We start from the raw sequence: 24,337 nt of genomic DNA on the forward strand, positions 1-24,337 counted from the left end.
ACTGCTCTTAGGTCCTAAAGTCAATTTTTCTATTTTTTTGTGTGCACTTGTTATGATTTTTCATATTAAAATCGTTAAAAATCTGTTCTACGTAGCATAATTTGTTACATCAATTGTATTAAGATGTTGCCAGTCGTATAGTGATGCTGAAAATTTTGGTGAAATCCTTATAAATTCAAGGCTGAAATGAATTGTGAGGTTGGATTTTTAGTCTTGTTGTTAACATTTTTGTTACATTTAACTCGGCGTTAAAGGCGGATTGATGTTAAGTAAATGTTAACTTTTGTGGGTTTGCCACCAAAATTTGTATATAACTATAAATGCTCAATGGAGCTGAGTGAGCAAGCCTGTGAAAGAAAGAAAATCAAGACCTGTTAATTTAGATTTACAGACCATCCAATTCCCAATTACTGCAATTGCATCAATCTTGCACCGTGTTTCTGGTGTGATTATGTTTGTGGCGATTGGTATCCTGCTTTGGTTGCTATCTATTTCCCTCTCTTCCCCTGTTGGTTTCATGGAAGCAAGCGACATTGTCGATGGCTTTTTCGTGAAATTTATTCTTTGGGGCATCCTAACTGCTTTGGCTTATCATATTGCTGGTGGTATTCGTCATCTTCTTATGGATCTTGGACATTTTGAAGAGCTCGAATCTGGCGCAATGAGTGCGAAGGTAGCCTTTGGTGCGACAGCTGTATTGTCATTACTTGCGGGGGTTTTAGTATGGTAAGCAACGTTTCATCGTTTGGCCGTAATGGCGTGCATGATTTCCTATTAATTCGTGCATCTGCAATTATTATGACGCTTTACACTATTTACCTAGTGAGCTTCTGTGCTTTCTCAGGTGATATCTCTTACGTATCTTGGACGCAATTCTTTGGTGGTACTTTTACTAAAGTCTTCACCATGCTTGCGCTTCTGTCTGTACTGATTCATGCATGGATCGGTCTATGGCAGGTTCTTACGGATTATATCAAGTGCACAAAACTGCGTGGCGGTTTACAGCTTGGTATTGTTGCCGTATTGCTTGGATACTTTTTCTCTGGCCTATTTATTTTGTGGGGTGCGTAAGTGACTATTCCTGTTCGTGAGTTTGATGCCGTAGTAATTGGCGCTGGTGGTGCTGGCATGCGTGCCGCGCTACAAATTTCAGAGCAAGGCCTATCTTGTGCATTGCTTTCAAAAGTTTTTCCTACTCGTTCTCATACTGTATCTGCACAAGGCGGTATTACCGTTGCTCTTGGTAATGCGCATGAAGATCACTGGGAACAACATATGTACGATACGGTAAAGGGCTCTGATTATATTGGAGACCAAGATGCGATTGAGTACATGTGTAAAAATGGTCCTGAGTCCGTTATTGAACTAGAGAAAATGGGGCTTCCATTCTCTCGCTTTGATAATGGCACTATTTACCAACGTCCGTTTGGTGGCCAATCTAAGAATTTTGGTGGCGAGCAAGCCGCTCGTACTGCAGCAGCGGCAGACCGTACGGGTCACGCATTGCTGCATACGCTTTACCAGCAAAACATTAAGCATAAAACGACAGTGTTTTCTGAGTGGTATGCACTTGATCTTGTTAAAAATGAAGATGGTGCCATTCTTGGAACAACGGCGTTATGCATGGAAACTGGCGAAGTTTGTTACTTTAAATCTAAAGCAACGATCCTAGCGACTGGTGGTGCTGGCCGTATTTACGCTTCAACAACTAACGCCCATATCAATACGGGCGATGGTGTTGGTATGGCGATTCGTGCAGGCGTACCAATGCAAGACATCGAAATGTGGCAGTTCCACCCAACGGGTATTGCTGGCGCAGGCGTTCTTGTTACGGAAGGCTGTCGTGGTGAAGGTGGTTACCTTCTGAATAAAGATGGCGAACGTTTCATGGAGCGTTATGCTCCGAATGCGAAAGACTTAGCGGGTCGTGATGTGGTTGCTCGTTCAATGATGATCGAGATCCGTGAAGGACGCGGTTGTGATGGTCCTTGGGGTCCACACATTAAGCTGAAACTGGATCACTTAGGCAAAGATACGCTTGAGTCGCGTCTTCCTGGTGTTTGTGAGCTCTCTCGTACGTTTGCTCACGTTGATCCAGTGAAAGAGCCGATTCCAGTTATCCCAACGTGTCACTACATGATGGGCGGCGTTCCGACTCAAGTTTCTGGTCAGGCAATTAAGCAAGACGAATCGGGTGCGGATGTCGAAATCCAAGGCTTATTCGCATGTGGTGAAATTGCATCAGTATCGGTGCATGGCGCGAACCGCTTAGGTGGCAACTCACTGCTTGATTTGGTTGTATTTGGACGTGCGACTGGTCTTCATTTGGGTGAAACACTCGATAAACAAGCGGAAGCTAAACCTGCGACTGAAGCGGATATTGAGAAATCTCTTGAGCGTTATAACCGTTGGGAAAATAGTACCGATGGCGAAGACCCAGCTCAAATTCGTAAAGACCTACAACAGTGTATGCAGAATAATTTTTCGGTATTCCGTGAAGGCGATGCAATGGCGAAAGGCTTGGAAGAGCTTAAAGTTATCCGTGAACGTCTGAAAAATGCCCACCTTTCTGATAAGTCGACAGAATTCAACACTCAACGTATCGAATGTTTAGAGTTAGAAAACTTAATGGAAACCGCATTTGCAACTGCCGTTGCTGCGAACTACCGAACTGAAAGTCGTGGCGCTCATGCTCGCTTTGACTTCCCTGAGCGTGACGATGCAAATTGGCTATGCCACTCCGTTTACAACCCTGAGACAGAGTCTATGTCTAAGCGTAATGTGAATATGGAACCGGTTCACCGTGAAGCATTCCCACCGAAAGCTCGTACGTACTAAGGAGAGGACACTATTATGAAATTGAAATTCTCTTTGTACCGATATAATCCGGACGTCGATCAAAAGCCGTACATGAAGGATTATACTTTAGAAGTAGAAGAAGGCTCTGACATGATGTTGTTGGATGCGCTTATTTTACTGAAAGAGCAAGATGCGAGTATTTCATTCCGTCGTTCATGCCGTGAAGGTGTGTGTGGTTCAGATGGTTTGAATATGAACGGTAAGAATGGCTTAGCGTGTATCACATCGTTGTCTGCATTGATGACACAAGATACTATCGTGATTAGACCTTTACCGGGTCTTCCAGTGGTTCGTGACTTGATTGTCGATATGACTCAATTCTATGACAACTATGAAAAAGTGAAACCATTCTTGGTGTCTGATGGTAACGTACCACCAGCGCGCGAAAACCTACAAAGTCCAGATGAACGTGCTCATTTAGATGGTCTGTATGAATGTATCATGTGTGCATGTTGTACCACTTCATGCCCGTCGTTTTGGTGGAACCCTGATAAATTCATCGGACCAGCGGGTCTTCTTGCGGCGTATCGTTGGCTAATTGATAGCCGTGATACCGCTACAGATGAACGTTTATCTAATCTTGACGACGCATTTAGTGTTTTTCGTTGCCATGGCATCATGAACTGTGTAAGTGTTTGTCCTAAGGGACTTAATCCGACGAAAGCAATTGGCCATATCAAGTCAATGTTGGTAAATCGTTCGGTTTAATAAACAATAAAATTGCTGGCTCATGTTGAGCCAGCGTTTATAGCTCGGCATAGACCGCAGCGAATGTGAAACTACTGGTTAAGGGAAAATATGCAGAACGGCGTGATGAAGGCATGGCTCGAGTCTTCACACTTGGCTGGCGCCAATGCAACTTATGTAGAAGAACTCTACGAACTGTATCTTAGCGATCCTGATCTGGTAAGTGAGGAGTGGAAACGTGTATTTGATGAGTTGCCTACGCAAGCATCAGAAGTGGTTGAACAACCGCATTCACGTGTCCGTGATTACTTCCGTCGACTCGCGCAAGAAACAAAGCATTACAATGTCCAAGTTAGTGATCCCGATGTCGATGCAAAACAAGTAAAAGTACTGCAACTTATCAATGCTTACCGTTTCCGTGGGCATCAAGCTGCAAACCTAGACCCGCTTGGGTTATGGAAAAGAGATGCAGTCGCTGAACTGGATCCATCATTTCATACACTCACTGATGAAGACCTCAATGAAACATTCAACGTAGGTTCTTTCGCTATTGGTCAAGAGACCATGGTATTGAAAGATCTGCATAAAGCGTTGAAGCAAACGTATTGTGGTTCAATCGGTGCAGAATACATGCATATGACTAATACAGAACAGAAACGTTGGATCCAACAACGTTTAGAGTCTGTTTCTGGTCAACCATCATTTAATAAAGAAGAGAAGAGAGCATTTCTAGATGAGCTGACAGCAGCTGAAGGTCTAGAACGCTATCTTGGCGCTAAATTCCCCGGTGCAAAACGATTCTCTTTAGAAGGTGGTGACGCGTTGATTCCAATGACGAAAGAGATCATTCGTCATGCTGGTGGTCAAGGTATGCGTGAAGTGGTTGTTGGAATGGCCCACCGTGGTCGTTTAAACATGCTGGTTAACGTACTGGGTAAAAAGCCACAAGATCTGTTTGATGAATTCGCGGGTAAAAAGCACGATGACACATGGGGAACCGGCGATGTTAAATATCACCAAGGTTTCTCTGCTGACTTTGCTGCTCCTGGCGGTGATGTCCATCTAGTTCTTGCGTTTAACCCTTCTCACTTAGAAATCGTAAACCCTGTAGTTATTGGTTCCGTTCGTGCTCGTCAAGATCGTTTAGGCGATTGTGATGGTAGCCGTGTTCTACCAATTACAATTCATGGTGACTCTGCGATTGCTGGTCAAGGTGTAGTACAAGAGACGTTTAATATGTCTCAAGCGCGTGGTTTCTGTGTGGGTGGTACGGTTCGCATCGTGGTGAATAACCAAGTTGGTTTCACTACATCTAACCCTCGTGACACACGCTCTACTATGTATTGTACTGATATCGCGAAGATGGTTCAGGCCCCAATTTTCCACGTGAATGCCGATGACCCAGAAGCGGTAGCATTTATTGCACGATTAGCGCTTGATTACCGTAATACATTTAAGCGTGATGTCGTGATTGATTTGGTTTGTTATCGCCGTCATGGCCATAACGAAGCCGATGAGCCGAATGCAACTCAGCCACTGATGTATCAAAAAATCAAAAAACACCCAACACCACGTAAGCTTTATGCTGATGTGCTGATTGATCGCGGTGAATTTGATATTGAAACGGCAACGCAGTTAGTTAACGAATACCGTGATGCGCTTGATCATGGTGAAGTGGTGGTTAAAGAGTGGCGTCCTATGACATTACACTCTGTGGATTGGTCTCCATATTTAGGCCATGAGTGGAATATGGAATGGGATCACAAAATTGATATTGAGCGCTTAAAAGAGCTTGGTAATCGATTATGCCAATACCCAGAAAGCCATAAACTGCAAAGCCGTGTTAATAAGCTTTATAACGATCGTACCGCAATGATGTTGGGTGAAAAACAACTCGATTGGGGTATGGCAGAAACATTAGCATATGCAACATTAGTTGATGATGGTAAGCGTATTCGTATCTCAGGCCAAGATTCTGGTCGTGGTACTTTCTTCCATCGACACTCTGTTTTGCATAACCAAGATGATGCGAGTACTTACGTTCCTCTTGCGAATATCCACGATAGCCAAGGTCCTTTCCAAGTGTTTGATTCGGTTCTTTCTGAAGAAGCGGTATTAGCATTTGAATACGGTTACGCGACCGCTGAACCGGGTGGACTAACCCTTTGGGAAGCTCAATTTGGTGATTTCGCCAATGGTGCTCAAGTGGTTATTGACCAATTTATTTCATCAGGTGAGCAGAAGTGGGCACGACTATGTGGCTTAACGATGTTGCTTCCTCATGGTTATGAAGGTCAAGGTCCCGAGCACTCGTCAGCACGTTTAGAGCGTTACTTACAGCTGTGTGCTGAACAGAATATGCAAGTGGTTGTTCCGTCAACACCTGCTCAGGTTTATCACATGTTGCGCCGTCAAGTTGTGCGTCCTATGCGTCGTCCACTTATCGTGATGTCTCCTAAATCATTGTTGCGCCATCCGTTATGTACTTCTTCTTTAGAAGACCTAGCTGAAGGCACATTCCAACCTGCCATTGCAGAAGTGGATGATTTAGATGCGTCAGGTGTGAAACGTGTTGTGTTCTGTTCTGGTAAAGTTTATTACGACTTGTTAGAGCAGCGCCGTAAAAACGAGCAAGAAGACGTAGCGATTGTCCGAATCGAGCAGATTTACCCATTCCCTAAAGAGGAAGTGGAAGCGGCAATTGCACAATATACCAATGTAGTGGATTTCGTATGGTGCCAAGAAGAGCCGCAAAACCAAGGCGCTTGGTACTCTAGCCAGCATAACTTCAGAGCCGCAATTCCTGCAGGCGCTGATCTTAAATACGCGGGACGTGCAGCTTCTGCATCTCCAGCGGTTGGTTATATGTCAGTACACTTGAAACAGCAGAAAGCGTTAGTTGACGACGCTTTGACCCTAGCTTAAGAACTAGAAGAATAAGGACGAAACAGATATGACAATTGAAATTCTGGTTCCAGATTTACCTGAATCAGTTGCAGATGCGACAGTAGCAACTTGGCACAAGAAACCAGGTGAAGCGGTTGCTCGTGACGAAGTTATTGTTGATATTGAAACTGATAAAGTTGTACTAGAAGTACCAGCTCCTGAAGCGGGTGTTCTGGAAGCAATTATCGAAGAAGAAGGTGCAACGGTTCTTTCGAAGCAGCTTATCGCTCGAATCAAGCCAGGAGCTGTTGCGGGTGAACCGACAACGGACACTGCTGAAGATACTGAATCCTCTCCGGATAAGCGCCATAAAGCGACATTAACGGAAGAATCTAATGACGCTCTAAGCCCAGCCGTTCGCCGTTTACTTGGTGAACATGGCTTGGAAGCAAGTCAAGTGAAAGGCACTGGTGTTGGTGGCCGTATCACTCGCGAAGATATTGATGCGCACTTAGCCGCAGCAAAATCGGCACCAGTTGTTGCTGCACCTGAAGTTGAAGCGCCAGCGGCGGCACGTACTCAAAAACGTGTACCGATGACTCGCTTACGTAAAACCGTCGCTAACCGTCTGCTTGAAGCGAAAAACAGCACGGCAATGTTGACGACGTTTAACGAAGTGAACATGAAGCCGATTATGGATCTTCGTAAACAGTACAAAGACCAATTCGAAGAGCGTCATGGTACTCGCCTAGGTTTCATGTCTTTCTACGTGAAAGCAGTAACTGAAGCATTGAAGCGTTACCCTGAAGTGAATGCGTCTATTGATGGTGATGACATTGTTTATCACAACTACTTCGACATCAGTATGGCGGTATCAACGCCGCGCGGTCTTGTGACTCCAGTTCTAAAAGACTGCGATACACTCGATTTTGCTGATATTGAAAAAGGCATTAAAGAGCTTGCGATTAAAGGTCGAGACGGCAAACTGACCGTTGACGAAATTATGGGCGGAAACTTCACTATCACCAATGGTGGTGTGTTCGGTTCATTAATGTCAACGCCAATCATCAACCCACCACAAGCAGCCATTCTTGGTATGCATAAAATCCAAGAACGCCCAATGGCGGTAGATGGTAAAGTTGAAATCTTACCAATGATGTATTTGGCATTGTCATACGATCACCGTTTAATTGATGGTCGTGAGTCGGTTGGCTTCCTAGTAACAATTAAAGAGTTGCTAGAAGATCCTGCTCGCTTACTACTCAACGTTTAGTACAACAAGCGTTTAGTATAACCAAACGTAAAAGAGGGGGCTTAATGATTAAGCTCCCAATGAATTCAGGCTAGGCAGCTCAACACCTAGCCTTTTAAAAGTCGGGTAATGAGTCGACATTACTTGGCACTCGCTCAAGAGTAACCCTACAGACGCCTGACTCAGTATTATGCTGATTGTCTAATGGAAATAATAAATCCCTTAAGGGATAAACAAATGGAATAACACAATGAATTTGCATGAATATCAAGCCAAACAGCTGTTTGCAGAATTCGGTTTACCAGTACCAGAAGGTTTTGCGTGTGATACACCTCAAGAAGCTTTCGAAGCGGCTGGCCGAATTAGCACTGAAAAGAAAGTCGTAAAATGTCAAGTTCACGCAGGTGGTCGTGGTAAAGCGGGCGGCGTAGAACTGCATGACACTAAAGATGGCGTGAAAGAGTTTGCACAAAAGTGGCTTGGTAAAAACCTAGTGACTTTCCAAACTGATGCAAATGGACAACCGGTGACTAAAATTCTGGTTGAAGAAGCATCAAATATTGCCAATGAACTTTACCTTGGCGCAGTGGTAGATCGTGCGACTCGTCGTATCGTATTCATGGCATCAACTGAAGGTGGTGTGGACATTGAGAAGATTGCTGAAGAGACTCCAGAGTTGATTCACCAAGCAGCAATTGATCCTCTTGTCGGCCCTCAAGCTTATCAAGGTCGTGAACTGGCATTTAAACTTGGCCTAGTTGGCGATCAAATCAAACAATTCGTTAAGATCTTTATGGGTCTTGGCAATATGTTTGCTCAGTATGACTTAGCTCTACTTGAAATTAACCCATTGGTTGTGACGGCAGAAGGTAATCTTCTATGTCTTGATGGTAAAATCAATATCGATTCAAATGCGATGTACCGTCAACCTAAACTGCGTGAAATGCACGATCCATCTCAAGAAGATGAGCGCGAAGCACATGCAGCACAATGGGAACTTAACTATGTTGCACTAGACGGTAGCATTGGTTGTATGGTTAACGGCGCAGGCCTTGCTATGGGTACGATGGATATTGTAAACCTACATGGTGGCCAACCTGCTAACTTCCTAGATGTAGGTGGCGGCGCAACCAAAGAACGTGTAACAGAAGCATTCAAGATAATCCTATCTGACACCAATGTTAAAGCCGTTCTTGTTAATATCTTCGGTGGTATTGTTCGTTGTGATCTCATCGCTGATGGCATCATCGGTGCAGTAGAAGAGGTTGGTGTGAAAGTGCCAGTTGTTGTTCGTCTTGAAGGTAACAATGCACCTTTAGGTTCTCAAAAACTTGCGGAAAGTGGTCTAAATATCATCGCTGCAACGTCTCTAACAGAAGCAGCTGAAAAAGTCGTTGCTGCAGCGGAGGGCAAATAATGTCTGTATTAATTAATAAAGATACAAAAGTTATCTGCCAAGGCTTTACTGGCGGTCAAGGTACATTCCACTCTGAGCAAGCTATCGCATACGGTACGCAAATGGTTGGTGGTGTGTCGCCTGGTAAAGGTGGTCAAACTCACTTAGGTTTGCCTGTGTTTAATACGGTTCGCCAAGCGGTTGAAGAAACGGGCGCTACGGCTTCAGTTATCTACGTACCGGCTCCTTTCTGTAAAGATGCGATTCTTGAAGCGATCGACGCAGGCATTAAGCTGATTGTAACGATCACTGAAGGCATTCCTACGCTTGACTTGCTGGACGTTAAAGTACGTTTAGATGAAGCTGGTGTGGTGATGATCGGCCCTAACTGCCCAGGCGTCATAACTCCTGATGAGTGTAAGATTGGCATTATGCCTGGTCACATTCATAAGAAAGGTAAAGTCGGCATCGTATCTCGTTCAGGTACATTAACTTACGAAGCGGTTAAGCAAACGACTGATGAAGGCTTTGGCCAATCAACATGTGTTGGTATTGGTGGTGATCCTATCCCTGGCTCTAACTTCATCGATATTCTTAAGCTTTTCCAAGAAGACCCTGAAACTGAAGCGATTGTGATGATCGGCGAAATCGGTGGTACAGCGGAAGAAGAAGCCGCTGCTTATATCAAAGCGAACGTCACTAAACCTGTTGTCTCATACATTGCAGGTGTTACCGCGCCTCCTGGTAAGCGTATGGGTCATGCTGGTGCGATTATCTCTGGTGGTAAAGGTACGGCTGAAGATAAATTTGCAGCACTAGAAGAAGCGGGCGTGAAAACAGTGAAAAGCCTTGCAGATATCGGTAAAGCACTGCGTGAAATTACTGGTTGGTAAACCCGACTACTCATTCGTTGTGATGAATAAATAATATAAACCCCGAGCTTTGTGGCTCGGGGTTTTTGTTTATCTAAAACTAAAAAAACAGAGTGGCTAGTTTTTAACTTTTACTAATTGGCTGAGCATGAACATTGCTGTTGCACTGATGACGACTGAAGGACCTGCCGGGGTATCAAAGTGCCAAGACAAACTTAACCCGGCTAAAACAGCTACCGCGCCGATGAGTGAAGCGATGCCAGCCATCTGTTCTGGCGTTCTCGCAAACTTTCTTGCCGTTGCTGCTGGAATAATCAGTAGTGACGTCATGATTAGTGCGCCGACAAACTTCATTCCAATCGCGATTACCACACCGACCAATAACATCAAAATTAAACGCATCAAATCAATGTTAATGCCTTCAACGGCGGCTAAATCTTCACTTACCGTTGTGGAGAGCAGTGGACGCCAGAAGATGAATAAGATGCAACTAACCGTGAGTACGCCAAGATAGATGAAGCCAAGATCCGCTGGCGATACAGCGAGTAAATCACCAAATAAATAGCTCATTAAATCAACTCGAACATTGTCTAAAAAGCTGACTGCAACTAAACCCAGTGATAAAGAACTATGTGCAAGAATGCCGAGTAGAGTATCAGTCGCGACAAGTTTTTGTTTTTGTAATGTGACGAGTAAAACCGCTAAGCCTAAGCAGCAAACTAATAGTGCTAAATACAAATTAATATCTAATAAAAAACCTAACGCAAGCCCCATAAGTGAAGCGTGTGCAAGAGTATCGCCGAAGTAGGCCATCTTTCGCCACACGACAAATGAACCCAATGGTCCCGCAATCACTGCAATACCAAGGCCTGCGAGGATAGAAGGAAGTAGAAACTCAATCATGACGATGTCCGTGGCTGTGGTGAGAACAAGAATCGGCGTCACCTTTTACCGCCTGACCAGAAAGATCATGGTGGTGGTGATCATGTTGGTGATGATAAAAAGCCAACGACTCCTTAGTCGCTGAACCAAATAATGCGATATATGAAGGGTGCTGTGTAATATCAGCGGGCGCACCTGAACAACAGATATGATGATGAAGACAGATGACATTGTCCGTTTTTGCCATCACAAGGTGTAGATCATGGGAGACCATAAAGACACTACATCCAAAGCGATGCCTGATCGCGTCGATCAGATTATAGAGATCAATTTGCCCCTGAATATCAACGCCTTGAGCTGGCTCGTCGAGCACCAATAAATCGGGTCTTCTTAGTAATGAACGGGCAATTAAAACACGTTGGTTTTCACCGCCAGAGAGCTGATGCATGTTGTTGTGCATTAAGTGTTCACCACCAACTAAACGTAGTGCTTCAGTCAACTCTTGGGCTGAAAACTTGCCTGACATCTTAAGAAAACGTTTTACATCGAGCGGTAGCGAGTCGTTAAGTTTTAGTTTCTGGGGAACATAGCCAATTTTGAGTGATTTTAGTCTGTTGATAGAGCCATCGTATTGGTTATGTAAACCTAAAATAACTTTGACTAAGGTAGATTTACCAGCACCATTAGGGCCAATAAGTGTGGTGATTTTACCCTTTTCGAGAGTCAGGTTGATGCTGTCTAGCACGCGCTTCTCACCAAAATCGACACTTACGTTGTTCAGTTTGACTAACGTCGACATGAATAGAACTCATTTGCAATTAACTAATGTTATAATGTAACATTTATGACTTACCCACGCTACTGTTTCCATTTGAGGCTTTATGTTCCGATTTACTTATCTTGTTCTCGTTGCTTTGTGTTTACCTTCAGCAGCATGGGCATCGACAATTCTAACCAGTATTAAACCGATACAAATGATCACCCATGAGCTGACAAAGGGAGTCGTAGAGCCAGATGTTATTTTAAGTTCCAATGCATCTCCTCATGACTATGCGCTTAAACCGTCGGATGTAAAAAAAATCAATAATGCAGGTCTTATTGTTTGGTTTGGTCCTGAACTTGAACCGTTTTTAAGCAAAGTGATCAGCAGTCAAAAAAATGTACTGACCATTAGCGAAATTAAAGGGCTGCCACTGAGAGAGTTTGGGGGAGGTCACGAAAGTCATGCTGGCCACGATCATGGCAGTCATGATCCACATTTTTGGCTTGGTTTAAAGCCATCGCTTCAGGTAGCAGAAGCGATTACAGCAAGATTGATTCAAAGTGACAGCAAGAACCAAAGCTTATATCAAAAGAATCTGAATGACTTTAGCCAACGTTTGCTAGCAACAGAAGCGGACGTGTCGGCGATACTGGCTCCGGTCAAAACGGAAGGCTATTATGTATTTCATGACGCTTATGGCTATTTTGAACAAGAGTTTGAGCTTAATAACTTAGGCCACTTTACCGTGAGTCCAGACCGTAAGCCAGGCGCTAAAACGTTAATTAAAATACGTAAAGCCCTCAGAAAAAATGATATCCAATGTGTCTTCTCTGAACCACAATTTACGCCTGCTGTCATTGAATCAGTGACTCGAGGAACGAATGTGACGATTGGTATTCTTGATCCTGTTGGCTCTCAAATCGAGGCTAAAGATGGTGCTTATTTTGAGTTTATCAAAGGGATGGCGAACAGTTACTCTTCATGCTTGCAACGTTAAGCTTTAATTGACTAAGGCCATATTAACGAACAAGGCACATGATAAATACAAAACTATTATGTGTCTTAGCTGACTTTTCTCTATTTAATATAAATATTCGAGATTAAAAAATTAAATTTGATCAACCGCTTACCGTCACATTCCCCTTAAAATAAAAATCAGCTACTATATGTGTCGTTATTGGCACAGAATGGTGATTTATCATTTTATTAAAGTGCCTTTGAGGTATATATTTTAATTTGATTATTACTTAAGGATAGCGCTTGCTGAGCTACTGTTTACGAGTACTTCTTATTGCTAGTATCGCATTCAATGGGCTAGCAGAAGAGCATTCACCTTCAATATTTTACCCATTACCTATTCAATCTGAAGGGAAGTTTTTGGCTGCAAAAAACTTACATTTGAGTAGTAATGGTGGAATATGGGTTCAAGATGTACACAGCAACGTTTTATTTTATGATGGGCGTCACTTACTGCCACGAAATGGTAGCCTACTTGACTCCGTAGGTGATCAGCTAGCTTATTTAAATGACAGTTTCTGGAGCTTTGCTGATAATGAAGTCTACCGGAGTTACCCTAGTCAGAAAAAAGAGCTTATCTTTAGCTTAGAGCCCGGCTCTGAAATTAGAAAAATTGGCTCATCAAACAATTATATTTGGGTCAGTGATGACTCTAATTTCTATACTTATGATGTCACTACAAGTGAAATAGAGACCTACTCTTTACTTGAACTGTATAAACATAATCAGAGTAGTTATGTCTATATCAATGATGCACAGCGTGTTTTATCTAAATGGGTATTAGCAACGACCTCTGGATCATATCTTTCGGATGGTGCTCAATTTACTCACATCGCCAATTCGAAAAAGAACTTCACAGAAAAAATATACTTCTCATCTAGCCGCCGAGAGCTATTAATTGGCACTTTACGTGGTGCGCTCATTATTGATCTCAACGCCCCAAGCAAAATTGGCCCATTCATTGGTGATTCGCATGTTTTGTCGTTTGCGGAAACGAACCAAGAGTATTGGATTGGCACAGAGCACGGACTATTCGTCTACTCATTGCTGACTGGGGTTGTTCGCAAGGTGACGTCCAGTTCACAAGACAGCTTCTCTTTGTTAGGTGATAAAATTTATGCCCTCTTGAATGATGAACTTGGCGGTATGTGGATCGCGACAGATCGTGGCATTCGATATTACTCATTACATAGTAAAAAATTCACTCGGGTTTCAGAACGAAAGTTACTCTCTCTTTTTAGCGATTCTTCAATGGTTAAAATTGCCAAGGACCCTCGCTTGGGTAATTTAGTCGCAACTACGACTGGTATTTACCAACACCGAAAAGGGGGTGAACCTGAGCTGTTATATCGTGGGAGGGTAAACGATTTTGTTGTGGGTAACGGTGACTTATGGCTTGCAACAGGTGAAGGGCTTTTAAGGTTTGATATTCAAAGTAGAAGAGTGACTCGTCAGCTTTTATCGGATGAATTTCAATCTTTATCAATTGATAGAGTCGCACTAGATGATGAACGCCTCTGGTTCTCTTCACGTGGACGTTTAGCACAGTTAAATATTAAGAACGGCGCATACAAAAGTTTCGGCAAGGACTGGATTGTAGAAAGTTTTCTGCCGGCGAAGATAACTCACCTATTACCAACAAAAACCGGTGACTTAATTATTGGAACCGATCATGGTGTTTACACTTATTCGGGACAAAAAATCTATTTCAATCGTGAGTCTGAAGTTTTTGGCCAAGTGATCGATATTACTCAAGCTAAAGGTGGGAAGTATTGGGTAGTAAGTAGTTATGGAACATTTACTTTCGACAGGCATTATCAAAATCTGACCCCTGTAACGCTAATTGAAGATACTATTAGCCCTGAATGCTTAATGAGTACTTCTAGAGGGATGTGGATGAGCAGCTCAAAAGGGCTCAGTTTCTACAGCCATAGTGCCGATCTGCTTAAGCACTATGGCTCTCCATCTGGTTTGATAACGAATGAATTTTTACCAAGGATTTGTGCAACAGATAAGTCCGAGCCAGGCCAAGATATTAGCTTGGTGTTGGGCTCTAAGTATGGTTTGGTTAAGATAAAAGAGCGCGAGTTACTTGTATCAAAAGCACCGAAAAATACAGTCATTTTTAGCCAGGTGAATATTGATCACTCTCCAATTGCGGTTGGCGGCAATATAAAAGATGGTTACCAGTTTCCTTATGGTTCATCGTTGAGTTTTCTTATTGGTATTTTGCCGGAAGCGTCGACATTGTTGCTCGAGTTCAGGTTAAATCTAGAGGATGATTGGATCGCTTTCGAAGGTGGTCAATTGACTTTATCTCATTTATTGCCGGGTGAGTATCAATTACAAATAAGGCCATCAATAACAATTATTCCTGATACTCAATCATTAACCACACTTAATTTTACGATACAAAAGCCATGGTATTTGACCAGTTTTGCTATTTTTAGCTTTTTCCTCATTATGGGAATATTAGTAGCGATAGTTATTTTTTGGCGTTCTCGTTTAATCATGAAAATCAACAGAAACCTAAAGGCAAAGGTCTTACTAAAAACCGATCAATTGCGTAATCAGAGCCGGGTATTGTTAAGTAACAATCAACAGTTAAGGAAGCAATTTCAAGTTCGAAATATTCTTGTTGGAAATGTTGCGGTTGCAGCGAAAAGGAGCGTAACAGAAATGGGTGCGCGTCTTCACTTAGAGGATGATAAATCGGCCACTCAGAAATATAGCGATGTTATCCACCTACTTAATGTTCTATTTAATGATAAGGACAACGTTAGCGGAGAAAGGGAGTCGCATAATTTCTTACAAATACTAAATGCCGTTATCGATGCATGGCGTGAAGAGTTCATTAAAGCGGGGTTAAGCGTAAAAGTTGAAAACAGCGCAATGAACCAGCACATACAAATTGACTATTTTAATTTAGATATTCTGTTTAACACTCTTTTTTCTAGCGTTTTAAAGCGTTGCTATCGAGGACAGGAATTAAGCATTCAAATCAGCGAAAGTGATTCGATGCTGGTGATTGCATTGACTGATTTTGGCGCTCCCGTTCCAGTGTTTAAACCAACAATACACAAAGACAATATCGTGAACTTGTCGACTTTTGATTTGAGTATTGAAAATCTACCCACCTCGGTTGCTATCAGTGGCGGCGAGCTATTTGTGTATGACTTTGACTCTAAGAATCGCCTTGAAATGTCGTGGCCTATTATTGAGCTTGAAATTCAAGGGCCACCAGAAAAGGCGATAAATCTAGAAAATTCAGCGGTGCCTTCGCATACACTGACAAGAGAAGAAGCATGGATAAACTCGGTGAAGCATTTAATCAGTGAAAATTACTCGAGTCCAGACTTTGGCACTTCCTCTGCGGCTAAAATGCTTTTTGTATCGGAGCGGAGTTTACAACGTCGCTTTAAAGCAGCCTTAGATCGGACATTTAAAGATTACTTAAATGAGTATCGACTTGAAAAGGCGTGTGAAAGCTTGTTAGCAGGTGAGAAAATAGCTGACATCGCATTTGAATGTGGTTTCAATGACCCATCATACTTCAGCCTGCGTTTCAAACACCACTTTGGCCTTTCTCCATCAAAATTTGTCGAGAATCATACTGGTCAATAATTTCATCGTGAGTATGTTCCTTTCTATTCTTGAGCCTTTCTTTGAATAAACCAAAATAAACGTCTTTGTGCGGTTCTATTTTTAGTCGTGCGATTACGTTTCACGAGAGTTCCTTGAGGGAAATGAAATTCAAATATAGCTAAGACTTACAGTATAGAGGAAAGCTTGAGGAGAGATAATCAAATAGTAGTGGTTAAGGAAAAAAAAGATCGTGGCATGGTCGGGGGGACTATGCCACGGGTGCCAATGACACCTTCGCTTGCTGCCTGAGGGATATGGGATACCCATATCACTTCTGGAATCTAATGCTTTAGAGGTTTCCCTCTTGACGTGGTTAACTATAAGTCCATGCGCTTATTTCCTTCATAAAATTAACGACATGTTTACCCGATAAAACCGCCAAGTTGTAAGGCTTACTTTAAGTTTTTGTATTTTAAGTGTTTTTTGTTTATGTTCTTTACCTGAACTTACTTTTTTGACTCATTACCCACAGAATTCTCTCTAATTTGACGTATTTAACGAGCTTGTTTTTAACGTTTTTTACGTTCGATTTTCTGCAATCTTTGATTTCACTCAATAAAAGTGGGGAGAATCGCGGTTATCATTATCGCTAATGAAAATATTTCTCATTCCTAATTATAATTGAGACCTGCTATGAAACTATCACAACTGAGAGAAGGCGATTGCGCGAGTATTCTGTCTTTTTCTGAAATATCTAATGACGTAAGAAAAAAGCTAATGGTTATGGGCTTGCTTCCAAATACGTTAGTCAAGGTAGTGCGTCGAGCACCGATGGGTGATCCGCTTCAAGTTGAAGTTCGTGGTGTGTCTCTAGCAATACGTGAAAATATTGCTGCAGCAATTCTAGTGGAGCAAAAATAATGCAGTATGAAATACTAACGGTTGGTAATCCAAATAGTGGTAAAACGACACTGTTTAATGGCTTAACTGGCGCGAAACAGCAAGTTGGTAATTGGGCTGGTGTAACCGTAGAGAAGAAAACAGGACGTTATGCTCACTCTGGCGATCAATTTAAGCTAACTGACTTGCCGGGTATTTACGCATTAGATAGTGGAAATGACAGTAATAGCATTGATGAGTCAATTGCTTCTCGTGCTGTAATTAGCCACCCAGCGGATTTGATTATTAATGTTGTTGATGCAACTTGTTTAGAACGCAGCTTATACATGACTTTGCAACTTCGCGAGCTAGGTCGACCAATGGTTGTCGTTTTGAATAAGATGGATGCACTAAAGCGTGAACGCCAAACATTAGATATTAAAGCGTTAGAAAAAATGCTTGGCTGTCCAGTATTCACGTTGTCGGCAAATAACAAACAGCAAGTGAACCGTTTTAAAGACAAGTTACATAAAGCACTGGTTCAAGGCGTTGCGCTGAAAGAGCTTGTTTTAGATTATGGTCAAGAATTTGAGAGTGCCATTGCTACCATTGCGCCTGTTTTTGCTGGCCAAGAAGTGTCATCTCGCGCTCTAGCTATACGTGCATTAGAAAATGATTTACTGGTTAATAACCCTCTTTCTCAATCTGACCGTGAACTGATTAACCAACAGCAAGAAGCTTGTAATTTAGATATTGACTTGCAAGTTGCTGATGTGAAATACACTTTCTTACATGAACAGTGTAAGAAGGCACGTCGTACAGAAGGCAAATTAAGTCATAGCTTTACTGAAAAAGCGGATAACCTCATTCTGAATAAATGGGTTGGTGTACCTTTCTTCTTCGTAGTGATGTATTTGATGTTTATGTTTTCCATCAACATTGGTGGTGCATTCATTGATTTCTTTGATATTGGCGTTGGGGCTCTGCTTGTTGATGGCGGTCACTACTTGCTTGATGCTCACCTGCCTGTTTGGTTAGTGACACTTATCGCTGATGGTGTTGGTGGTGGTATCCAAACAGTTGCAACCTTCATTCCTGTTATCGGTTGTCTATACCTATTCTTAGCCGTTTTAGAAAGTTCTGGTTACATGTCTCGTGCGGCATTTGTGCTTGATAAAGTGATGCAAAAAATCGGCTTGCCAGGTAAAGCATTTGTACCGTTGGTGCTTGGGTTTGGTTGTAACGTACCTTCAATCATGGCTACGCGAACATTAGACCAAGAGCGCGAGCGTAAATTAGCGGCATCTATGGCACCATTTATGTCTTGTGGTGCTCGACTGCCGGTATACGCACTTTTTGCTGCGGCATTCTTCCCTGATAGTGGTCAAAATATTGTTTTTGCTCTTTATGTATTAGGTATTGTTGCTGCTGTTCTTACTGGCGTTGTGCTGAAACACACACTATACCCAGGCTCTAGTGATAGCTTGGTGATGGAAATGCCAGATTACGAGCTGCCAACCATCCAAAATGTACTGATCAAAACGTGGCAAAAGCTGAACCGTTTTGTACTGGGTGCTGGTAAAACGATCGTTGTGGTTGTGACGATTCTAAGCTTCTTGAACTCAATTGGTACTGATGGCTCATTTGGTAATGAAGACAGCGAAAAATCAGTACTGTCGAAAGCGGCGCAAGTTGTCACTCCTGTTTTTACTCCAATTGGTATTAATGAAAATAACTGGCCAGCAACGGTTGGTATTATTACGGGCATCTTTGCTAAAGAAGCGGTTGTAGGTACATTGAACAGCCTTTACACGTCAGCGGAAAGCGAAGAGTCTGAATTTGATTTAATGGGTAGTTTGGAAGAGGCGGTAATGTCTATTCCTGAAAACCTTACCGGTCTAAGTTACTCTGATCCACTAGGCATTGAAGTCGGCGATTTAAGTGATTCATCGGCAGTCGCGGAAGATCAAGAAGTGGATACATCGATTTTTGGTAACTTGAAGTCTCACTTTGTAAGTGGTCATGCGGCATTTGCTTACTTAATCTTAATCCTTCTGTACACACCTTGTGTTGCCGCTATGGGGGCTTATGTTCGTGAGTTCGGCCAAAACTTTGCTCGCTTCATTGCGGTGTGGACAATGGCTCTAGGTTACGGTGGTGCAGCTTTATACTACCAAGTTGCACACTTTGCGGATCACCCAATGACAAGCTCTATTTGGGTTGTCAGCTTGATTGCCGTCTCTGTTATCGCATATCAGTTGATGAAAAGAAAAGGGCGTAAAGAACAAATGAATCTAGAGGTACAAGTCGCATGATTTTATCCGACCTAAAGAACTACATCACCGAAAATGGCAGCGCGTCGAGAAATGAACTGGCAAAAAAGTTTACTTTAAGTGAAGACGGTGTGGATGCCATGCTGAGTGTGTGGGTGAAAAAGGGTCAGATATCTCGCTTGATCGATACCAATAAAGCGAAAAAAGTGACTCGAGTTCGTTACAGCACCATTAAGAGTGATGAGCTATCGTTAACCGTAACGATGTAAGAGCTAACACGGTTCACTTTTAGTTTTCTATCGCTAGAAATAAAAACGCCGCATCTTTATCGATGCGGCGTTTTTGATTATAGATTCTTATCCGTATTTAAGATAACGCTCCAAATCCACCTTATGCCGATGGTTCGTTAATACTAAATATAGGGCTGTCTTGAAGTTTTGTTTGCAGTTGTTTCAAGAGAGAAACTTGGTCATCGTCAGACCTAAACTCACCTTGAGTATTGCCCCAAACAGGGCCGGGCCAAGCTACATCAGAAATGAAACGCACGATATGATGAATATGTAACTGTGGAACCATATTACCCAGAGCACCAAGATTAATTTTATCTGGAGTAAAGAGCACTTCCAGAGTTTGGTTGATCGTTTGAGATTCAACTAAAAACTGCTGTTGTTCATTCATCGGTAAATGGTGAAGCTCTTTTAGCTCATTTCTTTTTGGAACGAGAATGATCCAAGGAACTGCGTTGTCTTTATGAAGTAATGCGATGCAGAGTGGAAAGTGGCCAATAACCGTCGTATCTTTGGCTAACTGAGGGTGAAGAATAAAGTCCATATGCAAAATATCAGTCGATGATTCGTGCACTGTTTATAACATAGAAAAAGAAAAAGGTTGGCGATTAAGCCAACCTTTTCAATAATTCTAATGGAAATTACATGCGGTCAAGCGTGTTGATACCAAGTAGAGATAGACCTTGTTTGATCGTTTTAGCGGTAAGCGCAGAAAGCTTCAAGCGGCTTTGCTTAACGGCTTCATCTTCAGCGATCAAAATCGGGCATGCTTCATAGAAACTAGAGAATTGACCTGCGAGTTCAAATAGGTAGCTACACATGATATGTGGCTGACCTTCACGAGCAACAGATTGAACCGCTTCTTCGAATTGAAGTAGCTTAGCAATGAGAGCTTTCTCTTTGTCTTCTTTAGCTAGAATTTCACCAGACAGTGAATCCATAGACAGACCAGCTTTTGCGAAGATAGAAGCAACACGTGCATAAGCATACTGCATGTAAGGAGCTGTATTGCCTTCGAATGCTAGCATGTTGTCCCAGTCAAAAATGTAATCCGTTGTACGGTGTTTTGAAAGGTCAGCGTACTTAACCGCAGCCATTGCGACAGTATTAGCAATGTTCGCTTTCTCTTCACTTGCAAGATCAGGGTTTTTCGATTCGATCAGTTTCTGTGCACGTTCTTCAGCTTCATCAAGAAGATCCGCTAGACGAACCGTACCACCAGCACGAGTCTTGAATGGACGACCATCTTTACCTAGCATCATACCAAACGCGTGATGCTCAAGAGTCACCTCTTCTGGTACGTATTCAGCCATGCGAACGATATCCCACGCTTGCATCAGGTGTTGATGTTGACGTGAATCGATGAAGTAAAGCACACGATCTGCACCTAGTGTTTCGTAACGGTATTTTGCACAGGCAATATCCGTTGTAGTGTATAGGAAGCCACCGTCGCGTTTCTGGATGATAACACCCATCGCTTCGCCATCTTTGTTCTTATACTTATCTAGGTAAACAACATTTGCGCCATCGCTATCAACCGCAAGACCTTTTTCAACAAGATCGTTAACGATAGGAGCAAGCATATGGTTGTACTTACTTTCGCCCATCACATCATCTTGAGTTAGAGATACGTTAAGACGATCATAGTTGCGTTGGTTTTGAACCATAGTAACGTCAACGAGTTTTTTCCACATTTTTGCGCAGTACTCATCACCGCTTTGTAGTTTCACAACGTAACCACGAGCTTTAAGAGCAAATGCTTCGTCTTCATCGTAAAGTTTTTTCGATTCACGGTAGAAAGCTTCAAGGTCAGCAAGTTCCATTGAAACTTCGCCAGACTCTTGTTGAACGCGCTCAAGGTTAGCAATCAACATGCCGAATTGAGTTCCCCAGTCACCGATGTGGTTAGCACGGATTACGTTGTGACCTAAGAATTCAAGAGTACGAACAACCGCATCACCGATGATCGTTGAACGTAAGTGACCAACGTGCATCTCTTTAGCAACGTTTGGCGCAGAATAGTCTGCAACAATAGTTTGAGTCGCTTCTAGTTGTACGCCTAAACGTTCGTCAGCAAGTGCCGCTTCCGCTTGTTTTGCTAAGAAAGCTTCGTCTAGGAAAATATTTAGGAAGCCAGGACCTGCAATCTCAACTTTACTTGCGATTCCATCTAGATCCAAAACATCCAATACTTTTTGAGCAAATTCTCGAGGATTGGTACCTAGTCGTTTAGCAACACCCATCACGCCATTCGCTTGGTAGTCGCCAAATTGTGGTTTTGCAGATTGACGTACAGCAGCAGGGCTTCCTGCAGGTGCGCCAGCGGCTTCAAGAGCCTTAGATACTTTGTCATTAATCAGTGCTTGGATATTCACACGCGTTCCCTTCAATTCAAGGATGGTAAAGAATGATAGCGGTAATGTGTCTACTACTACTTGTTACGCAATAAATGCAGGAACAAAAGGAGAGCAAGACGAGAATTATTCACTATGATTCTTGTTTAAGTTCACAAAAATGGCGGTAATGATACCAATTTAATGGCCTTTCTTACAGGGTGATAGTAGGAAATTTTGCCATTTATTGTGTCCGATAATACTTACAAGAGAGTGGCTATTTATTCAAATGCCGTTACTATTTATTAAATTTAAAACTATGGGTTAAAACATGTCAGGAAATCTATCCGAATTAGGCCTCACTCCAAATCAAATGCTAGGCAAACTGGATGTCTTCATGCAAAAAATAGCAGATTTGGGAGAACAGATCGGTATTGACTTAACCTTTGCTCAATCTGACCATATTGCGTTAAGAATTAATGAGTTCCATGTCGCTAAGTTAGCACATCACGCGTGGTTAGAGCATGGAAACGTGATTTCTGAAGCGATTATAAATGGTCGACCGATTATTGTTCTTGAATTCAATCAACCGCTGAAGAGTTTAGGCTGGAGTATTGAAAGTTTGGAGTTGCCATATCCTGCTGAAGGAAAAGTCTACGAGCAGCAAGATTGGGAACATGTGGAGTTTGTTATTCCATCGCATGCACAAACGGCAGACGAGTATTTAGATGATTTGAAACAGACCTATCCTCAATTCGCTCTGAACTGGGATAAGTTGGGTGATTTAGGCATCAAAACGAAATTGTCGAGCCCTAAGGGAGAAGGCGAACGTTTGAACAATCCAACCGTCGCTTTTAAGCATCAAGGTATTTGTATCAAACTGCATCCACATTCACTCAAAAAGGTTGTGGAGTCAGAGCAAGAATAATTCAGCAGTAGTTAGATAGAAACCAATAAATAAGGTCGAGAGTAAGTCTCGACCTTTTTTATTTAGTTGTCGCCGAATTATAGAATTACCGTCTTATTGCCATAAACAAAGACATGATCATTCACGACTTTAGTTAAGGCTTTGCTCAGTACATTCTTTTCAACATCGCGTCCAGCTCGCGCCATATCTTGAGCGTTGAAATTATGATCGACAGGAATCACGTCTTGCTTAATGATTGGACCTTCATCTAGATCGTTGGTTACGAAGTGAGCGGTAGCCCCTATGATCTTAACACCACGCTCATAAGCTTGTAGGTAGGGTTTTGCACCAATAAAGGCTGGCAAAAAGCTATGATGGATATTGATGATTTTGTGGTTGTATTTTTCGACAAAACTTGGTGTCAATATACGCATATATTTGGCTAACACTAAATAATCGGCATTGTACTGATCAATGACCTCAAACATTTTATCTTCGTGCTCTTCTCGATTTAATCCTTCATGAGAAACACAGTGGTATGGAATATCAAAACGCTCAGTAAGAGATTGAAGCGTGTCGTAGTTACCCACAACCGCAGCAATGTCTACATCTAAACTACCATCGAAATTCTTCATCAGAATATCACCTAGGCAGTGAGACTCTTTGGTGACGAGAATAACGACACGTTTACGTGAGGAATCAACCAGCTTTCTTTGAGTGTTTTGAGGTAAGGCTTGATCTAAATCCGCAAGAAAAGTTTCATCGTTAAAGAATCCTTCCAGTTCTGTACGCATAAAGAAGTGGCCACTGCTGTTATCAACGAATTCATTATTATGGATAATATTGAGTTGATGTTTGTAACAGATATTGGTGATTTTTGAGATTAACCCCGGAGCATCAGAGCAGTGGGTTAACAGTGTTTTTTTTTCCATTTGATCTTACTTCCATGCAATATTTTTTTTGGACTAAAAACTAATTCCAAGCGCTTCGAACGGTGAAGCATGCCGCAATATAAGAGCTATAATTAATCTATTATCAATATAGTTTCAACAAAATATCTAAGCAGAACGCTTGTCTTGGGATTATTTTCGATAGTTTTGTTGTTTCTGATACTCCTAATATGATGCATTAAGGCGGAACTTATGGATAAAGAGCTACTAGCACGAAAGTTATACAGTGAACGAGTCTGCGAACTGTTAGGTGAAAATGAAGTTGATGAAACCGTGTTGTCTGAGATGTGGGAAAACAAGGCCTCACCTTCTGATGCTGCAAAAGCGATGATGGATGACAGTGGTTTTGACGGACCGGCTTGGTTGTCACGTTACTTGAAACGAAAGTAGAGCGGATTCACATCGTTTTGTAAACCATACTTTTTTAATTACGAACACCTTCCGGTGCGGAGTCAATCTGATTCGCACCGGCTCACTAAAACTGACATAATCCCCTCAACTTTTTATTT

Annotated in this window: 20 protein-coding genes; 15 read left to right on the plus strand and 5 right to left on the minus strand. The window is 42.3% G+C overall.

Annotated elements, in window-relative coordinates; translation table 11 throughout:
• The first annotated feature begins 337 nt into the window (after positions 1-337).
• From sdhC to sucD, 8 genes are all read left to right on the plus strand, one after another.
• The gene (sdhC, locus tag L4C39_RS07985) at positions 338-730 is read left to right on the plus strand and encodes a succinate dehydrogenase cytochrome b556 subunit (protein WP_017051349.1); all 393 of its coding nucleotides are present in this window, start codon (positions 338-340) and stop codon (positions 728-730) included.
• A complete protein-coding gene (sdhD, locus tag L4C39_RS07990; protein ID WP_017051348.1) occupies positions 724-1,071 on the plus strand; it encodes a succinate dehydrogenase, hydrophobic membrane anchor protein in 348 nt (115 codons plus the stop codon). The genes sdhC and sdhD overlap by 7 nt, the downstream gene beginning before the upstream one ends.
• The gene (gene sdhA / locus L4C39_RS07995) at positions 1,072-2,838 is read left to right on the plus strand and encodes a succinate dehydrogenase flavoprotein subunit (protein WP_017051347.1); all 1,767 of its coding nucleotides are present in this window, start codon (positions 1,072-1,074) and stop codon (positions 2,836-2,838) included.
• 15 nt (positions 2,839-2,853) lie between these two features.
• On the plus strand, positions 2,854-3,567 hold the full coding sequence (locus L4C39_RS08000; RefSeq protein WP_017051346.1) for a succinate dehydrogenase iron-sulfur subunit: 714 nt from the start codon (positions 2,854-2,856) through the stop codon (positions 3,565-3,567).
• 90 nt (positions 3,568-3,657) lie between these two features.
• Positions 3,658-6,471 carry a 2-oxoglutarate dehydrogenase E1 component gene (gene sucA, locus L4C39_RS08005; RefSeq protein ID WP_113795842.1) on the plus strand — a complete coding sequence of 938 codons (2,814 nt, stop codon included), beginning with the start codon at positions 3,658-3,660 and terminating at the stop codon, positions 6,469-6,471.
• 28 nt (positions 6,472-6,499) lie between these two features.
• Entirely contained in the window at positions 6,500-7,705 is a 1,206-nt protein-coding gene (odhB, locus tag L4C39_RS08010) for a 2-oxoglutarate dehydrogenase complex dihydrolipoyllysine-residue succinyltransferase (RefSeq protein WP_017051344.1), read from the plus strand.
• A 229-nt stretch (positions 7,706-7,934) separates the two neighbouring features.
• Entirely contained in the window at positions 7,935-9,101 is a 1,167-nt protein-coding gene (gene sucC, locus L4C39_RS08015; RefSeq protein WP_113795843.1) for an ADP-forming succinate--CoA ligase subunit beta, read from the plus strand.
• Entirely contained in the window at positions 9,101-9,973 is an 873-nt protein-coding gene (gene sucD, locus L4C39_RS08020) for a succinate--CoA ligase subunit alpha (RefSeq protein WP_017051342.1), read from the plus strand. Before sucC ends, sucD begins: the two co-directional genes overlap by 1 nt.
• Positions 9,974-10,069: 96 nt before the next feature.
• Here the strand turns inward: sucD and znuB are convergent, their stop codons facing one another.
• Positions 10,070-10,855 carry a zinc ABC transporter permease subunit ZnuB gene (znuB, locus tag L4C39_RS08025; protein ID WP_429745301.1) on the minus strand — a complete coding sequence of 262 codons (786 nt, stop codon included), beginning with the start codon at positions 10,853-10,855 and terminating at the stop codon, positions 10,070-10,072.
• Positions 10,848-11,633 (minus strand): zinc ABC transporter ATP-binding protein ZnuC, encoded by a 786-nt coding sequence (gene znuC, locus L4C39_RS08030; protein ID WP_017051340.1) that lies wholly within the window; start codon positions 11,631-11,633, stop codon positions 10,848-10,850. The genes znuB and znuC overlap by 8 nt, the downstream gene beginning before the upstream one ends.
• Positions 11,634-11,715: 82 nt before the next feature.
• Here znuC and L4C39_RS08035 point away from each other — a divergent pair, with 82 nt between their 5' ends.
• The 5 genes from L4C39_RS08035 to L4C39_RS08055 all read left to right on the plus strand — a co-directional run bounded on the left by L4C39_RS08035 (position 11,716) and on the right by L4C39_RS08055 (position 19,620).
• Positions 11,716-12,594 (plus strand): zinc ABC transporter substrate-binding protein, encoded by an 879-nt coding sequence (locus tag L4C39_RS08035; protein ID WP_429745304.1) that lies wholly within the window; start codon positions 11,716-11,718, stop codon positions 12,592-12,594.
• A gap of 263 nt (positions 12,595-12,857) precedes the next feature.
• Positions 12,858-16,238 carry a helix-turn-helix domain-containing protein gene (locus tag L4C39_RS08040; protein WP_429745306.1) on the plus strand — a complete coding sequence of 1,127 codons (3,381 nt, stop codon included), beginning with the start codon at positions 12,858-12,860 and terminating at the stop codon, positions 16,236-16,238.
• A gap of 654 nt (positions 16,239-16,892) precedes the next feature.
• Positions 16,893-17,120, plus strand: a complete 228-nt coding sequence (locus L4C39_RS08045) for a FeoA family protein (RefSeq protein WP_017051337.1) — start codon at positions 16,893-16,895, stop codon at positions 17,118-17,120.
• Complete coding sequence (gene feoB / locus L4C39_RS08050; RefSeq protein ID WP_429745309.1) at positions 17,120-19,393, plus strand: Fe(2+) transporter permease subunit FeoB; 2,274 nt, start codon at positions 17,120-17,122, stop codon at positions 19,391-19,393. The genes L4C39_RS08045 and feoB overlap by 1 nt, the downstream gene beginning before the upstream one ends.
• Positions 19,390-19,620, plus strand: coding sequence for a FeoC-like transcriptional regulator (locus L4C39_RS08055; RefSeq protein ID WP_017051335.1), 231 nt, complete (start codon positions 19,390-19,392; stop codon positions 19,618-19,620). The genes feoB and L4C39_RS08055 overlap by 4 nt, the downstream gene beginning before the upstream one ends.
• Positions 19,621-19,741: 121 nt before the next feature.
• Here L4C39_RS08055 and L4C39_RS08060 read toward each other — a convergent pair whose 3' ends face one another.
• Together L4C39_RS08060 and argS are read right to left on the minus strand one after the other, a co-directional pair.
• The gene (locus L4C39_RS08060; protein ID WP_429745522.1) at positions 19,742-20,182 is read right to left on the minus strand and encodes an HIT domain-containing protein; all 441 of its coding nucleotides are present in this window, start codon (positions 20,180-20,182) and stop codon (positions 19,742-19,744) included.
• A gap of 97 nt (positions 20,183-20,279) precedes the next feature.
• Positions 20,280-22,013, minus strand: coding sequence for an arginine--tRNA ligase (gene argS / locus L4C39_RS08065; protein ID WP_429745312.1), 1,734 nt, complete (start codon positions 22,011-22,013; stop codon positions 20,280-20,282).
• Between the two features lie 289 nt (positions 22,014-22,302).
• Between argS and L4C39_RS08070 the strand changes: the two genes are divergently transcribed.
• Entirely contained in the window at positions 22,303-22,899 is a 597-nt protein-coding gene (locus L4C39_RS08070; RefSeq protein WP_429745314.1) for a VOC family protein, read from the plus strand.
• A 77-nt stretch (positions 22,900-22,976) separates the two neighbouring features.
• Here the strand turns inward: L4C39_RS08070 and purU are convergent, their stop codons facing one another.
• On the minus strand, positions 22,977-23,810 hold the full coding sequence (gene purU / locus L4C39_RS08075; protein ID WP_113795851.1) for a formyltetrahydrofolate deformylase: 834 nt from the start codon (positions 23,808-23,810) through the stop codon (positions 22,977-22,979).
• A gap of 210 nt (positions 23,811-24,020) precedes the next feature.
• On the opposite strand from purU, the gene L4C39_RS08080 reads away from it, so the two are divergent.
• Entirely contained in the window at positions 24,021-24,218 is a 198-nt protein-coding gene (locus tag L4C39_RS08080) for a hypothetical protein (protein WP_017051330.1), read from the plus strand.
• The last annotated feature ends 119 nt before the right edge of the window (positions 24,219-24,337 follow it).

Origin of the sequence: Vibrio clamense, from assembly GCF_050337905.1 — a bacterium.
Taxonomy (GTDB): Bacteria; Pseudomonadota; Gammaproteobacteria; order Enterobacterales; family Vibrionaceae; genus Vibrio; species Vibrio cortegadensis.